The sequence below is a fragment of the Janthinobacterium sp. GW822-FHT07H10 genome (assembly GCF_058798675.1).
On the sequence record NZ_JBXAKS010000008.1, the window covers coordinates 220,157 to 234,076 of the forward strand.

Below are 13,920 nucleotides of genomic sequence, written 5' to 3' on the forward strand. Positions count from 1 at the left end.
GGCCGGGCCGGCGGTACATGCCGCGCCCTGTTCTTGTTATTGAAAAACCATGGTGTGGAATGGCAGAGAGGCAAGTACCGGGGACAAAAAGCCCGCAGTGTGTGCGGGCTGAGCTGGGTGTGCATGGGAGGCAGTGTAGGGGAGACGGAATGAGTATAGGCCGCCGTTCCGCTGCCGGCCAATTCACAGTGATAATGGGTATTATTCATTTCATGAATGAATATTTCATTTGTAAGTTAGTGTGTGAATTTCAATGGCCTGCATCCCGTCCTTGCCGGAGCCTCTTGCGGTGTTCTTCCTGCTGCCGCTTCAATGCGGCACTGGCGGCATAATCGTTGCGGAACCACTTCGGGGTCTTGCTGCGGCCCGGCCAGTTGCAGTTGAGCACATTTGCTACGTCGGCGCAGTCGCAGGCACAGTCGAGCAAGGGGATGTCGCAGTCGCAATACCCCGCCTGTGCCTGGCGGCGCGCACTGCGCCGTTCCGGTAGCGGCAGCGCCAGGTGCTGGCGGTGCCGTTCTCCGCAGGCGCGCAGGCGCCGTTGCAGCAAGGGCAAGCCTGTGCGCAAGCCATGGCGGGCGATGACCCGGTAGCCGTAGGCGGAACAGCTGTCGCGCCCCGTCAGCACGCGGTAGGCGCAGGAAAACCCTTTCCATGGCGATAAGCGGCGCCGGTAGGTACGGATGGCCCACAGGGCCAGGTGCTTGCCACAGATATCGAGCGTGAGAATGATGCCTCCTTTGCGATGGCCGTCAGACAGTGCTCCGAGCATACGACAGCTATGCCGAAATGCATAGCGCTGGGCCAGCATGAATTATCAATGTGACAAATGGATAGAATTGCCCAGTCTGCGTCTGTTAGGCTGAATGAGCGATTTGGAAATATTTCCTATGGCAAACCCTCCCGCCCGATAGCTGCCGCCAGGGGCCTGGTCCTGCACGTTCATCCTTCTTTGGAAAGCGGTCTACATGTTTAAAGTTTCCAGCATCTGCCTCGCTACCCTGATCCTGTTGCAAGCACCGTCCGCCTGGGCCGACCAGCCCGCTCCACTGAGCCAGCGGCAGCAAGCGCTGGCGGCGCAGATCGACGCCAGCATCGCGCCGTATTACAAGGCCACGGAACCCGGCGCCGTCGTCATCGTCGTCAAGGATGGCCAGCCCCTGTTGCGCAAGGCGTATGGCCTGGCCAGCGTGCAGGATGGCCAGCCGCTGACGCCCGACATGTCGCTGCGCCTGGGGTCGATTTCCAAGCAATTCACGGCCGTCGCCATCCTGTTGCTGGCCGACCAGGGCAGGCTGGCCCTTACCGATGACATCAGCAAATTCCTGCCCGACTATCCGACCCACGGCAAGCAGATCACGATCGCGCAGTTGCTTGCGCACACGTCCGGCATCCACGACTACACACGCAAGCCGGAATTCGTGCCCAACAGCACGAAAGACCTGAGCGTGGCGCAGATGATCGATTTCTTCAAGAACGATCCGCTCGACTTCGAACCGGGCACGCAGTGGCGCTACAGCAGCTCCGGCTATTTTCTGTTGGGCGCCATCATCGAAAAGGCCTCGGGCCAGCCGTACGCCACCTTCATGGAACAGCAGATCTTTGTGCCGCTGGGCATGAACGACACAGCGTATGAAGGCCACGAGCGCCGGCCCGCCAAGCGCGCGGCCGGGCATGTCCGCTCGGGCGTAGCCTATGCGCCGAACTTGCCCTTGAGCATGACGCAGCCCTATGCGGCCGGCGCGCTCGTTTCCACCGTGGACGACCTGGCGCGCTGGGATGCGGCCATCTCCGACGGCAAGCTGCTCAAGGCGGCAACCTGGGAGCAGGCGTTCACGCCGGCCAAGCTGAACGACGGCACGGCGACCCGTTCCGGCTACGGCTGGAAGGTGGGCACATGGCAAGGCACGCCTTTCATCTACCATAGCGGCGGCATCAATGGCTTTGCCACGTTCGCCATGCGTTTACCGAAGGAAAAAGTCTACGTGGCCGTGCTGGAAAACTCGGATACGGGCCTGGTCGACCCTGACGTGGTGGCGCGCAAGGCGGCCGCCGTCGCCGTCGGCCGGCCATATCCCGAGATCAAGGTCATCACGCTCAAGCCCGCCATCCTGGACGCCTATGCGGGCGTGTACGCCATCAACGAGAAGGCAGGCTACACGATCCGCAATTTCGAGGGCCAGCTGCTGTTGCAGCGCACGGGCCGCCCCGCGCAACGCCTGCTGGCGTACTCGCCGAATGGCTTCCTGATTGAAAATACGCTCACCACAGCCGAATTCGAACGGGGACCGAAGGGCGAGGCGCAGCTGATCCTCAATGACGGCGGCGAATCGAAGTCGGTGCACGAGCGCGCCAGCGCCGCCAAGCCGGCGCGTGCCGTGGTCGCCATGACGCCTGCCCAGTTCGATGCCTACGTGGGCAAGTACGCGCTGGCGCCCGAGGTTTTCCTGGAAGTGACGCGCGAAGGCGACAAGTTCTTCGCCCAGGTGACGGGTTTCCGCAAGCTGAGCATGTTGCCGATGAGCGATACGGCTTTCTTTTCGAATGAAGTCGATGCGGAAGTGCGTTTCAGCAAGGATGCCAGCGGCAAGGCCGAGCAGCTGGTATTGCGCCAGGAAGGGCAGGACATGCCGGCCAGGCGCGTGAACTGAGCGTCGTTCCCCTGCCTGCCGGCCAGCGCATGCTGGCGGCAGGCATCGTCTTGGCGGTGGGGCTTACGCTCCCGCCGCCTTCCAGCCATACCAGCCGAACGCCGCCAGCCACGCCAGCACGATGGCCAGTCCCGGCAGCAGCAGCCACTTCGTCACGCTCTCTTCCCACGCCACATATGGCTTGCCGCCACGCAGCAGGGCCAGCAGCGCCTGGCCGCCGTTCAAGCCGGCAAACGGCAGCAGGTTGAATGCACACAGTTTGACGGCGAACAAGGCGAATACCGTGGCAAAGCTGTGCGTACGCGCAAACGTTTCGCCTTTCCCCAGCAGTTCTTGCGCCGTGCCCATGGGAGCCAGCGCGCCTTCGACGATTTGAGTGAACGCGGCCATGAAGCTGTCCCAGCCCTGCATGCCCAGGATGCCCAGCGCCAGTGCCAGCAGCACGGCCACGCCGCCCAGCGGCAGCAGCCACTGCTTCCACAGGGGCTGGAAGTTATAGGCGTCGAGACAGGGATCGTCGTCATACAACTCTTCTTCGCGCGTATCTTTCAGCACCACGCTGCCGGCCAGGGGCAGCAGCCTGATCTTTACTTGCCCCAACGCCAGCAAGGTTGGCCCCACGCCATAGCTGACGCTGCGCACCGTGATGCCGAACAGCCTGGCGCAGGCCGCCATGACGGAAATGTGGATGAGCATGAAGATGATGAAGCAGAGCAGCAACTGCAGAGCGGGAGGCATCGGATACGGTATCGTGAAGGACAGGGAGCGGTATTAAAGCATGTCGCCAAGGAAACGGCGCGCACATGAAAAAAGCCCCGCCTGCAGCACTGCAGGCGGGGCTTTCTGATAGGGAGGCGGCTGGCGCCGCCGGGTAAAACTTACAGCACTTCGCTGGCGTGGTCGGCCAGGCGCGAACGCTCGCCGCGGGCCAGGGTGACGTGGCCGCTGTGCGACCAGCCCTTGAAGCGGTCGACCACGTAGGTCAGGCCGCTCGAGCCTTCCGTCAGGTACGGCGTGTCGATCTGCGCGATGTTGCCCAGACACAGGATCTTCGTGCCGGGACCGGCGCGCGTGACCAGGGTCTTGACTTGCTTCGGCGTCAAGTTTTGCGCTTCGTCAATGATGAGGAATTTGTTGACGAAGGTGCGGCCGCGCATGAAGTTGAGCGACTTGATCTTGATGCGCGAACGGATCAGGTCCTGCGTTGCCGCACGGCCCCATTCGCCGCCATCGGAGTCGGACTTGTTCAGCACTTCCAGGTTGTCGTCGAAGGCGCCCATCCATGGCGACATCTTTTCTTCTTCCGTACCCGGCAGGAAACCGATGTCTTCGCCGACAGGCACCGTCACGCGGGTGACGATGATTTCATTGTAGAGCTTGGTTTCCAGCACTTGCGCCAGGCCGGCGGCCAGGGCCAGCAGGGTCTTGCCGGTGCCGGCCTGGCCCAGCAGGGTGACGAAGTCGCATTCCGGATTCATCAGCAGGTTCAGCGCGAAATTCTGCTCGCGGTTGCGCGCCGTCACGCCCCACACATTGTTCTTCGTGTGGCTGAAGTCGCGCAGGGTCTGCAGCACGGCCGTCTTGCCGTTGATCTGTTTTACCTGGCCGTAGAACGGTGCTTCGCCGTTTTTCGGTTCCAGGTAGATGAACTGGTTCACCAGCATCGACGGCACGAACGGGCCCGTCACGCGGTAGAACGTGGAACTGTAGCCATTCTTGCTTTCCTGCCAGGATTCCATGTCCTTGCCGTGCTTGTTCCAGAAATCGTCCGGCAGCTGCACGATGCCCGAGTACAGCAAGTCCGTGTCTTCCAGCACATGGTCATTGAAGTAGTCTTCGGCCGGCAAGCCCAGGGCGCGCGCCTTGATGCGCATGTTGATGTCTTTCGACACCAGCACCACGGGGCGGCCTTCCTGTTCCGATTCCAGCGAGCGCACGACGGCCAGGATCTGGTTGTCGGCCTTGCCGACTGGCAAGCCTGCCGGCAGGTCGGCGCTTTGCAGGCGCGTCTGGAAGAACAATCGGCCCTTGGCGTCCTTGTTGCCCAGCTTGGACAGCGGGATGCCGTGTTCGATGGCGTCGTCGTCCGTGTTGCTGATCAGGGCGTCCAGGGTGCGCGATACCTGGCGGGCATTGCGCGCCACTTCCGTCATGCCCTTCTTGTGGTTGTCCAGCTCTTCCAGGGTCATCATCGGCAGGTACACATCGTGTTCCTCGAAGCGGAACAGCGACGATGGATCGTGCATCAGCACGTTGGTGTCGAGCACGAACAGTTTGGACAGGCCGCGCTGGTCGGCGGCGCGGCTGACGGACGACTTGAGCTGTACTTCGACCGCCTTGTGCTTGGCCGGATGCGGCTGCTCTTGCTTGACGGACTTGATCGGCGTGACCTTGGCGCTCGGCACCTCGGCCTTGGCTTTCGCCGCCGGCTTGGCCTTGGGGGCGGCGGCAGGCGCGGCTGCCACCGGCACTGGCGCAGGCACGGGCTTGGCGACCATCAGGGCCGCCACTTGCTTGATCTTGGTGGCCGCATTGCGGACCGGCTTGGCTACTTCGGCGATCGCCGCTTCAATAATTGGTGCGGCCACTTTCTTGGCTGCCGGGGTTTTGGTGGCCGGGCGCGCTGCGCCTGCGGTTGGGTAATCTTGGGTGGCCAGGATGGTGGCTGGCTTGCTCGGTAATTTTGGCAGTGGCATCAGGATCTCAATCAAAAAATTTCTGGAATGAATCGCCCATGGGCAGCCAGCTTCTGGCGGCACTTCTCATGGGGTGGATGCGGGGGAAACAACAATGCTACAGGACGAATAACTGCCGGAAGGCCGGCGGCATGGCCGGTCATGGACGCCATCGGCGGGCTACAGGCCCGCCTGGCGGAGTGGGTAGAGGCGCTTCGTTGACTCAAAATGGCGATAGATACCGTGAACTGAACTGCGGTTGAACCAGGCTCGCTGGAAGCCGACAACGCGCATTGGATCAAAACAGACGATCAATTCAGATGCGCTACGAATTCCAGCACTTCTTCCACGTGAGTTGCGACCTTCACGCCTCTCCATTCTTTCACCAATCGGCCCTGGGCGTCAATCACAAACGTGCTGCGTTCGACGCCGCGCACGGTCTTGCCGTACATCTGTTTCATCTTCATGACGTTAAACAGCAGGCAAACGGCCTCGTCGGGGTCGGAAATGAGCTCGAATGGCAGCTCCAGCTTGGCCTTGAAGCTTTCGTGCGAGCGCAGGGAATCGCGGCTGATGCCGTAGATTTCCACGCCGGCGGCGACGAATTGCGGATAGGCGTCGCGAAACGCGATGTTTTCGGTGGTGCAACCCGGGGTATTGTCCTTCGGATAGAAAAACAGGACCGTGGCCTTGGCCGGACGGCCCAGCAACTGAAAGGTTTTGCCGCTGGTCATTGCGGCGCTAAAGTCGGGCATGCTAACGAGGGATTGGCTATCAGCCACAGGTTCTCTCCTGAACGGTGATCATCAGCGCTGTTTTTAAACTGGCAACGCATCCAGGTGCAACAATACAGCATTCAGGCCGCTTTGCCCTGCACAATCAGGCGTCCCGAACGGCCTGGCAGCTCATCCCAGGTGATGGGGCAAACGGGCAGGTCGGTATTTTTTATCTTTTCATAATAATCGCCCATCGATGCGAACTGGTAGCCCTGGGCTTTCCAGCCAGTCAGCAATTGTTCGAAAATGGGGGCGAGTTTCTGTCCTTCAAGTTCCGCATGCAAGGTATACACGTGGTCGCGCGGCATGTCCGCCGTCAGCGACAGGATATGCGCGGCCACATTGCCGGTCGTGATCAGCTTGCCGTCGATTTCGCAGCCCAGCAGCTCGTCCAGGGTGGGCAAGGTGGTTGGCAATTGCACGCACTGGAGTACCGTGTTGCCATTGCGCACGCGATGCGGACCTTGCGACGGCTGCGCCATGGCGCCGCGCGCGTCGAGCATGGCGCGGCCATCGGAAGCGTAGCGGTAGCCGGCCGTGTCGTGCTCGACAAAGGCGCTGACATTCATCTGCCAGCCGGCCGCGCCATGCGTGTGCGGCTTGACGCCGAACACCTGCGCGTAGCGGTTGGCGGCCTTGCGCATCATGGTGATGGTCCAGGCGGCGTTGCGCTTGGCCACGTTGTCTTGCCACAAGGTGTGGTCCCACGTGTGGATGCCGCACTCGAAACCGGCGTCGCGCACGGCGCGCAGTTGCGCCGCGCATTGCTTGCCGATATCGGGGCCTGGCAGCAAGGTGCCATACATCAATGTTTTCAAGCCATAGTGCTCGACCACGGAAGTCCGCGACACCTTGCTGAAAAAGCCGGGCCGCAAGGCGCGCCGCAAGGCCCAGCCCGTATGGTCGGGGCCCAGCGAGAACAGAAAGGTGGCGTTGGCCTGGTGCGCGCCCAGCATGCGCACCAGGTTGCCCATACCTTCGCGGGTGCCGCGATAGGTATCGACGTCGATTTTCAGGGTCAGGAACGGCTTGCTCAACATTAATCCATCAAGGCTTTGGCTTGGGCTACCTGGCTGCGGTAGGCGTCAAAAATATTGCGCAGGGAATCGGCCATGGTGGTGGTCGGCGCCCAGCCCAGCTCTTCGCAGGTATTCGTGATTTTCGGCACGCGGTTCTGCACGTCCTGGTAGCCGGCGCCATAGTAGGCGCCCGAGGTCGTTTCCACGATTTTCACGTGTTTCGCGCCTTCGGCGTATTCCGGGTATTCGGCAGCCAGGGTCAGCATCATGCCGGCCAGGTCGCGGATCGAGTAATTGTTGACCGGATTGCCAATGTTGTAAATCTTGCCGCTGGCGATGCCGTTCTTGTTGGCGATGATACGGATCAGCGCATCGATGCCGTCGTCGATGTAGGTGAACGCGCGTTTTTGCGCACCGCCGTCGACCAGCGAGATGTTTTCGCCGCGCACGATATGGCCGAAGAATTGCGTGACCACGCGCGAGGAACCTTCTTTCGGCGTGTGGATCGAGTCCAGGCCGGCGCCGATCCAGTTAAATGGACGGAACAGCGTGAAGTTCAGGCCTTCCATGCCGTAGCCCCAGATTACGCGGTCCATCAGCTGCTTGGCGTTCGAATAGATCCAGCGCGGCTTGTTGATCGGGCCGCAGATCAGTTCCGAGTTTTCCGGATCGAATTCCTCGTCGTGGCACATGCCGTACACTTCCGAAGTCGACGGGAAGACCAGGTGCTTGCCGTACTTGGCGGCCGAGCGCACGATCGGCAGGTTGGCTTCGAAGTCCAGCTCGAACACGCGCAGCGGCTGCTTGACGTAGGTCGACGGCGTGGCGATGGCCACCAGCGGCAGGATCACGTCGCATTTCTTGACGTGGTACTCGACCCATTCCTTGTTGATCGTGATGTCGCCTTCGAAGAAGTGCATGCGCGACTTGTAGTTTTCATTGTCCAGCAATTCCGTGATGCGGTCCGTGTTCATGTCCATGCCGTAGACATGCCAGTCGGTGGTTTCCAGGATGCGCTTGGACAGGTGGTGGCCGATGAAGCCGTTGACGCCTAAGATGAGGACTTTTTTCATGTGAGATTCTCGTATGTGATGTTCAGTGTGTGCTGACGCTGGTGGTCAGTCTTTCTTGCAATTGCTTGGCCGAAATCGTCTCATCACCGGCCTTCAGTGCGGAAATGGCCAGCATGCGGCCGTCACCGCAGACGCCAAAGATGCAATTATCCACCACCGCCAAGCCCGCTGGCAAACTTCCCGCAGTCTGCTTGCTCAAACGGGCTGTGACGATGGTGTAAACGACATGATTGATTTCGGTAAACGCGCCAGGATAAGGGGGCGCGACGGCGCGGTGCAGGTTGTAAACCTGTTGCGCCGGCAAGCCCCAGTCAATGCGGCCATCGTCGGGCTTGCGCCCGCCGAAGTAGCCGCCCTGGCGCAAATCGTTCGGCTGGCGCGGCGCCGTGCCATCGAGCAGGGCAGGCAGCACGCCCCACAGGGTTTGCTCGGCGGCCACGGTGACCTTGCCGAAGACTTCGAAGGCCGTGTCGTCGGGCAGGATGGGCACGGCCGTCTGCGCCACGATGGCGCCGGCGTCCGGCTTGACCGTCATTTCATGCAGGGTGGCGCCCGTTTGCGTGGCGCCATGCAGCACGGCCCAGTTGACGGGCGCGCGGCCGCGGAACTGCGGCAGCAGCGAGCCGTGCATATTGTAGGCGGGAGCGACTTCCAAGATGCTAGCTGGCAACATGTGACGGTAGTAAAAACTGAACAGCATGTCCGGTTTGGCCGCCTGCACCTGCGCCAGCAGTTCCGGCGCCCGGGCGTCGCCCGGCGTGATGTAGGGGATGCCTTCGGCCTGGCACAGGCTGGCGACGGATTCGAACCACAGGTTTTCCGCCGGGTTGTCTTCGTGCGTGACGACCAGGGCGATATCGACGCCACCCGCCAGCAGCACCTTGATGCAGCGCACGCCGACATTGTGGTAGCCGAAGACGACGGCGCGCGGGGCGGCCATCAACGGCCCACCTGGCGTTTTTCCAGGCGCACATACGATGGCGCCTCGGCTTCCGCCTGGGTCATGCCGTCCTGCAGAATGGTTTGCACCACATAGCGGGGACGGGCGCGCACTTGCTGGAAGATGCGTCCCACGTATTCGCCCACCAGGCCGATGCCGAACAGGATCACGCCCATGAAGAAGAAGGCGATGGCAAACAGGGTAAACACGCCTTCGGCTTCTGCGCCCAGCAGGAAGCGGCGCACGAGCAGGAAGAGCACCAGCAGCGCCGAGCCCAGCGACAAGGCCATGCCCAGCATGGAAAAGATTTGCAGGGGAATCAGCGAAAAGCCCGTGACCAGGTCGAAATTGAGGCGGATCAGGCTGTACAGCGAGTATTTCGACTCGCCGGCGGCCCGTTCCTCGTGTTCGACGATGATTTCCGTTGGTTTGCGGGCAAACGTGTAGGCCAGCGCCGGCACGAAGGTGTTCACTTCGGCGCACTGGTTGACCAGGTCGATCACATTGCGGCCATACGCGCGCAGCATGTTGCCCTGGTCCGTGATCTTGATGTTGGTGATGCGCTCGCGCAGGCGGTTCATCATTTTCGAGGCCAGGGTGCGCCACGCGGAATCTTGCCGCTTGCGCCGGATCGAGCCCACGTAATCGTAGCCTTCGCGCATTTTCGCCACCAGGTTGCCGATTTCCTCGGGCGGATTCTGCAGGTCGGCGTCGAGCGTGATCATGATCTGGCCGCGCGAAGCCTCGAAGCCGGCCAGGATGGCCATGTGCTGGCCGTAATTGCCGTTGAACAAGACGACGCGCGTGACGTCGGGCCGCTGGCGGAACTGCTCGGCCAGGATGCTGACCGAGTTGTCGCGGCTACCGTCGTTGACGAAGATGATTTCGTAGCTCGCCTGCAAGGCGTCGAGCGCCGGATACAGGCGGGCGAACAGGGCGGCCAGGCCATCCTGCTCGTTGTAGATAGGAATGATAATGGACAGTTCAGGTTTCATCGGCGCACTGCTCACTTGATGAGGATGGATTTGACGGTGGCGACGGCGCGTTCCACGTCCTGTGGCGTCATGGCGTAGAACATCGGCAGGGTCACCGTCAGGCGGCCTATTTTTTCCGCGACAGGGAACATGCCTTCGGTAAAGCCGCGTTCGCGGTACATGGTAAACAAGTGGATCGGTGCGTAATGATAGCCCGTTCCCACGTTCTGCTGCGCCATTTGCTGCATGAACGTGGCGCGCGTGCCGGGGCCATTGTCGGGCAAGATGATCTGGAACAAGTGCCAGTTGCTGTTGTCAAAGTCTTGCACGGGCAGCTGGGCGCCGCTGAGCGCTTCGAAGTCGCTGCCGAACTGTTCGAAATAATGGCGTGCCAGCGCGCGGCGGTGGGCCGTGATGGCGTCGATATTGGCGAACTGGCCCAGGCCGATGGCGGCCATGATGTCGCTCATGTTGTATTTGCCGCCCAGCACATCGACGTCGATGCCGTCGACGCCGCTACGCGTGACGCCCTGCAGCCGGTATTTCTCGGCCAGCCGCGCCTCTTCCAGGTTGTTCAGCACCAGTGCGCCGCCTTCGCCCGTGGTGATGTTCTTGTTGGCCTGGAAGCTGAACGAGACGAAATCGCCGAATGCGCCGATGCGCTTGCCTTTCCACTCGGAGCCGAATGCCTGCGCCGCGTCTTCCACGACGCGCAGCTTGTATTTGTCGGCGATTGCGTACAGGCGGTCCATGTCGACGGGCAGGCCCGACAGGTAGACGGGGATGATGGCTTTCGTGCGGGGCGTGATGGCCGCTTCCAGCTTGTCGAGGTCGATATTCCGGGTGACGGGGTCGATGTCGGCAAAGACGGGCGTGGCGCCCACTTCGATGATGACGTTGGCCGTCGCTACCCACGACACGGGCGTGGTGATGACTTCGTCGCCGGGGCCGATGCCGGCGATGCGCAGCGCGATTTCCATGGTGCAGGTACCCGAATTGAAGGTGCGCACGGGACGCCCGCCGAAATACTCGGACAGCTGGGCTTCGAAGGCCTGGACTTTCGGGCCGCTGGTGATCCAGCCGGAGCGCAGCACCTCGCCGACGGCGGCGATCGTCGCTTCATCGATGGTGGGTTTGGAAAAAGGCAAAAAGGGCAGGGGAGAGGTCATGGGTCGCTCGTCTTGTTCTTGGGTAATAGTGTGTCGGTGTATCGGAGTCGCGGAAGCCGCCGACGCGATCAACGTGCGCTGGCTGGCATGACTATTCTAAAGCGTTAATCTGGCGGCGCAGCCGGTTCAGCGGGAAAAATCCCGTTGATGCGGGGATGGGGCAAGCTGGCCGGGGGCGCGATCGGCCTTGCCGCGCGCCCCTGTAAAATGTTTATTTGTTCACAATGACCATGCGGCGCGCATCCTCGGCAATGACACGCATGGGGACGCCACGTTGTTGCAATTGTTTGTAACGGTCCAGGCTGATGATGGCCATGTCGTGCACGCCGGCGTCGGCATCGCGCGTCCATTGCGCGATGAAAGGCTCGATGGTCGGCATGGACAGTTCCGGCTGCTGCTTCAGGCCAAACGTGAACTCATCCCAGTAATCGACGAGGATCACGGGGCGCTGCAGGTAATACGTCAGCGACTGTTCATAGATGCCCACCGAATACAGCTTGGTATCGGCCGTCAGTTCGGCCTGGATCTGCGGCAGCAAATCGGTGCCGGCGCGGTTCTGGCCATACAGCTCGGAGCCGGCCAGGATGCAGTGCGTGGCGAGGAAGCCGGCGCCGGCGATGGTCAGCACGGTCATGTCGCGGCGTAACTGGCGCGCATGCAGCAGGGCCAGTGCGCCGCCGGCGAGGGCAAAGAAGCCGGCCGCCATCAGCCATGGCTGGTAGCCCTTCAAGGCGATCAGGGCGGCGGGATCGCGCGCGCTGGCCTTGCCGAAGGCGATCGGTCCGCCGATCAGGATGGCCGCGCCCAGCACGCACAGCAGGCCGGCGGCCAGCATGCGCTGGCGGCGCGAGGCCGATTCCAGGTACAGCGCCACCAGCAGCGCCAGCGCCGGGAAGATCGGCACGATGTAGCCGGGCAGCTTCGAGGTCGAATAGCTGAAGAAGAAGAAGATGAAGACAGCCCAGATCAGCACCATCAGGCGCGGCTGGAAGGCGCCGTCCTGGCGCTTGAAGGCGGCCGCCAGGCTTTGCGGCAGCACGCCTATCCATGGCAGGATGCCGGGAATCAGCAGCAGCAGGAAGTAATACCAGGCGCCTTCGCGCTTGTGGCCCTTCATCAGGAAGCGCTGGAAGTGTTCGTGGATGAAGAAGAAATGCGGCTGCTCCGGATTGCGCAGGGCCACCAGCACGAACCATGGCGTGGCGATGGCGAAGAAGACGAGCAAGCCCTTGACCAGGTGCAAGCGCGTCCAGATGCGCCAGTCGCGCGCGCACAGCGAGTACAGCACCAGCACGGCGCCGGGCAGCACGATGCCGATCAGGCCCTTGGCCAGCACGGCCAGCGCCATGCCGGCCCAGCAGACCAGCATCCAGTTGCGCCGTTCAGCGTGGGTGGCTTCGTCGCGCTGGGCGATCAACAGGCTGGTCAGGGTCAGGGTCATCATGCCCGACAGGCCCATGTCCAGCGAATTGATCTGGCCGGAAGCGAGCCAGAACAGGCTCGATGCCAGCACCAGGCCGGCATACAGCCCCACGCGCGGACCGAAGACCTTTTTGCCCGCATACGCCGTCATGCAGACGCCGAGGATGCCGCACAGGCCCGTCCACAGGCGTGCCTGCCACTCGCCCAGGCCAAAGGCGGCGAAGGTCAGCGCGTTCATCCACGTTTGCAGCGGCGGTTTTTCAAAGTACTTGATGCCGTTCAGGCGCGTGGTGATCCAGTCGCCGCTGACGAACATCTCGCGCGCCATCTCGGCGTAGCGGCCCTCGTCGGGCGGCACCAGCGTGCGGACGCCCAGCGCATACAGGGTCACGACGATGAAAATGCCCAGCAGGGACCACATCAGCACCCGCGAGCTGTGCAGCTCATTGACGTTGATTTTCATGTGGCGCTGCCTGTGCCAGGCGTCAGGATCAGGGCCAGCGTGACTTTGCGGCCTTCGCCCATGAGGATGTTGTAGGTGCGGCAGGCGGCCTGGCTATCCATGCATTCGACGCCGATGCGGCGCATGGTCAGCGCGGCCGTCAGCTTCGGATGCACGAAGCGCTGGCGCTCGCCGGTGCCGAGAATGACCACGTCGGGGGCATCGGCCAGGATCTGGTCAAAATGCGCTTCGCTCAACTGTTCAAAACTGCCCACATCCCAGGCCCGCGGCGGCATTTCCGGCATGACGATCAGGCTATAGTCATAAGGCTGGGCATTGATTTCCACGCCGTTTACATCGTAGCCGGTGACGGTTTGGTATTGTTGGGTGCTGCTGGCATGAAGTTTCATGGCGATGGGGCTGAGGGTGTCGGTTGATCGGTGCGCGCGCCGTGCGGAGGTGCGCTGCGGCCAAGGGCGTTAGCATGCCATAAATGACAGAAAAGAGCGACTGTAAAGCAACATCCTTTCCAATTTGCAATGTTTGGCGTGGCCGCATGCAAGGGCGTTGGCGCCATGGTAATAGGTAAAGATTAAGGGAAGATGAAGGAGGCGGGGCGGGAAATGTCCGCCGGGCGGGCCGGCGTGGCAGAATTGGCTCTAAATGCTGCAGTCCGCCATGTTTAATTTGATAAAATGGCCTGCTTTCGGCGAGAATGGTTGTTTTCGCCTTGCAGTCTCTCGTATTGCAGTCTCATGGGTTCATAGTTCTGGCGCGGG

12 protein-coding genes are annotated in these 13,920 nt (G+C 61.8%); 1 reads left to right on the forward strand and 11 read right to left on the reverse strand.

Features of this window, described 5'->3' with window-relative positions:
* Positions 1-250 precede the first annotated feature (250 nt).
* On the reverse strand, positions 251-772 hold the full coding sequence (gene yidD / locus AC1RDJ_RS19170) for a membrane protein insertion efficiency factor YidD (RefSeq protein WP_071322566.1): 522 nt from the start codon (positions 770-772) through the stop codon (positions 251-253).
* A 196-nt stretch (positions 773-968) separates the two neighbouring features.
* On the opposite strand from yidD, the gene AC1RDJ_RS19175 reads away from it, so the two are divergent.
* The gene (locus AC1RDJ_RS19175; protein ID WP_493028403.1) at positions 969-2,651 is read left to right on the forward strand and encodes a serine hydrolase; all 1,683 of its coding nucleotides are present in this window, start codon (positions 969-971) and stop codon (positions 2,649-2,651) included.
* 63 nt (positions 2,652-2,714) lie between these two features.
* On the opposite strand, the gene AC1RDJ_RS19180 is transcribed toward AC1RDJ_RS19175, so the two are convergent.
* The 10 genes from AC1RDJ_RS19180 to AC1RDJ_RS19225 all read right to left on the reverse strand — a co-directional run bounded on the left by AC1RDJ_RS19180 (position 2,715) and on the right by AC1RDJ_RS19225 (position 13,551).
* Positions 2,715-3,389 carry a site-2 protease family protein gene (locus tag AC1RDJ_RS19180; RefSeq protein ID WP_493028404.1) on the reverse strand — a complete coding sequence of 225 codons (675 nt, stop codon included), beginning with the start codon at positions 3,387-3,389 and terminating at the stop codon, positions 2,715-2,717.
* 140 nt (positions 3,390-3,529) lie between these two features.
* Entirely contained in the window at positions 3,530-5,347 is a 1,818-nt protein-coding gene (locus AC1RDJ_RS19185) for a PhoH family protein (protein WP_493028405.1), read from the reverse strand.
* Positions 5,348-5,637: 290 nt separating this feature from the next.
* Complete coding sequence (locus tag AC1RDJ_RS19190) at positions 5,638-6,081, reverse strand: peroxiredoxin (protein WP_198043953.1); 444 nt, start codon at positions 6,079-6,081, stop codon at positions 5,638-5,640.
* Between the two features lie 101 nt (positions 6,082-6,182).
* A complete protein-coding gene (locus tag AC1RDJ_RS19195; RefSeq protein WP_493028406.1) occupies positions 6,183-7,142 on the reverse strand; it encodes a polysaccharide deacetylase family protein in 960 nt (319 codons plus the stop codon).
* Positions 7,142-8,194 carry a bifunctional UDP-4-keto-pentose/UDP-xylose synthase gene (locus AC1RDJ_RS19200; protein ID WP_071322573.1) on the reverse strand — a complete coding sequence of 351 codons (1,053 nt, stop codon included), beginning with the start codon at positions 8,192-8,194 and terminating at the stop codon, positions 7,142-7,144. The genes AC1RDJ_RS19195 and AC1RDJ_RS19200 overlap by 1 nt, the downstream gene beginning before the upstream one ends.
* Before the next feature lie 22 nt (positions 8,195-8,216).
* Positions 8,217-9,134 (reverse strand): formyltransferase, encoded by a 918-nt coding sequence (locus AC1RDJ_RS19205; protein ID WP_493028407.1) that lies wholly within the window; start codon positions 9,132-9,134, stop codon positions 8,217-8,219.
* Positions 9,134-10,129, reverse strand: a complete 996-nt coding sequence (locus AC1RDJ_RS19210) for a glycosyltransferase (RefSeq protein ID WP_289885566.1) — start codon at positions 10,127-10,129, stop codon at positions 9,134-9,136. The genes AC1RDJ_RS19205 and AC1RDJ_RS19210 overlap by 1 nt, the downstream gene beginning before the upstream one ends.
* A gap of 11 nt (positions 10,130-10,140) precedes the next feature.
* Positions 10,141-11,277 carry a DegT/DnrJ/EryC1/StrS family aminotransferase gene (locus AC1RDJ_RS19215; RefSeq protein WP_493028408.1) on the reverse strand — a complete coding sequence of 379 codons (1,137 nt, stop codon included), beginning with the start codon at positions 11,275-11,277 and terminating at the stop codon, positions 10,141-10,143.
* A gap of 211 nt (positions 11,278-11,488) precedes the next feature.
* Complete coding sequence (locus AC1RDJ_RS19220) at positions 11,489-13,162, reverse strand: glycosyltransferase family 39 protein (protein ID WP_071322577.1); 1,674 nt, start codon at positions 13,160-13,162, stop codon at positions 11,489-11,491.
* On the reverse strand, positions 13,159-13,551 hold the full coding sequence (locus AC1RDJ_RS19225) for an Mth938-like domain-containing protein (protein WP_493028409.1): 393 nt from the start codon (positions 13,549-13,551) through the stop codon (positions 13,159-13,161). The genes AC1RDJ_RS19220 and AC1RDJ_RS19225 overlap by 4 nt, the downstream gene beginning before the upstream one ends.
* Positions 13,552-13,920: the final 369 nt, after the last annotated feature.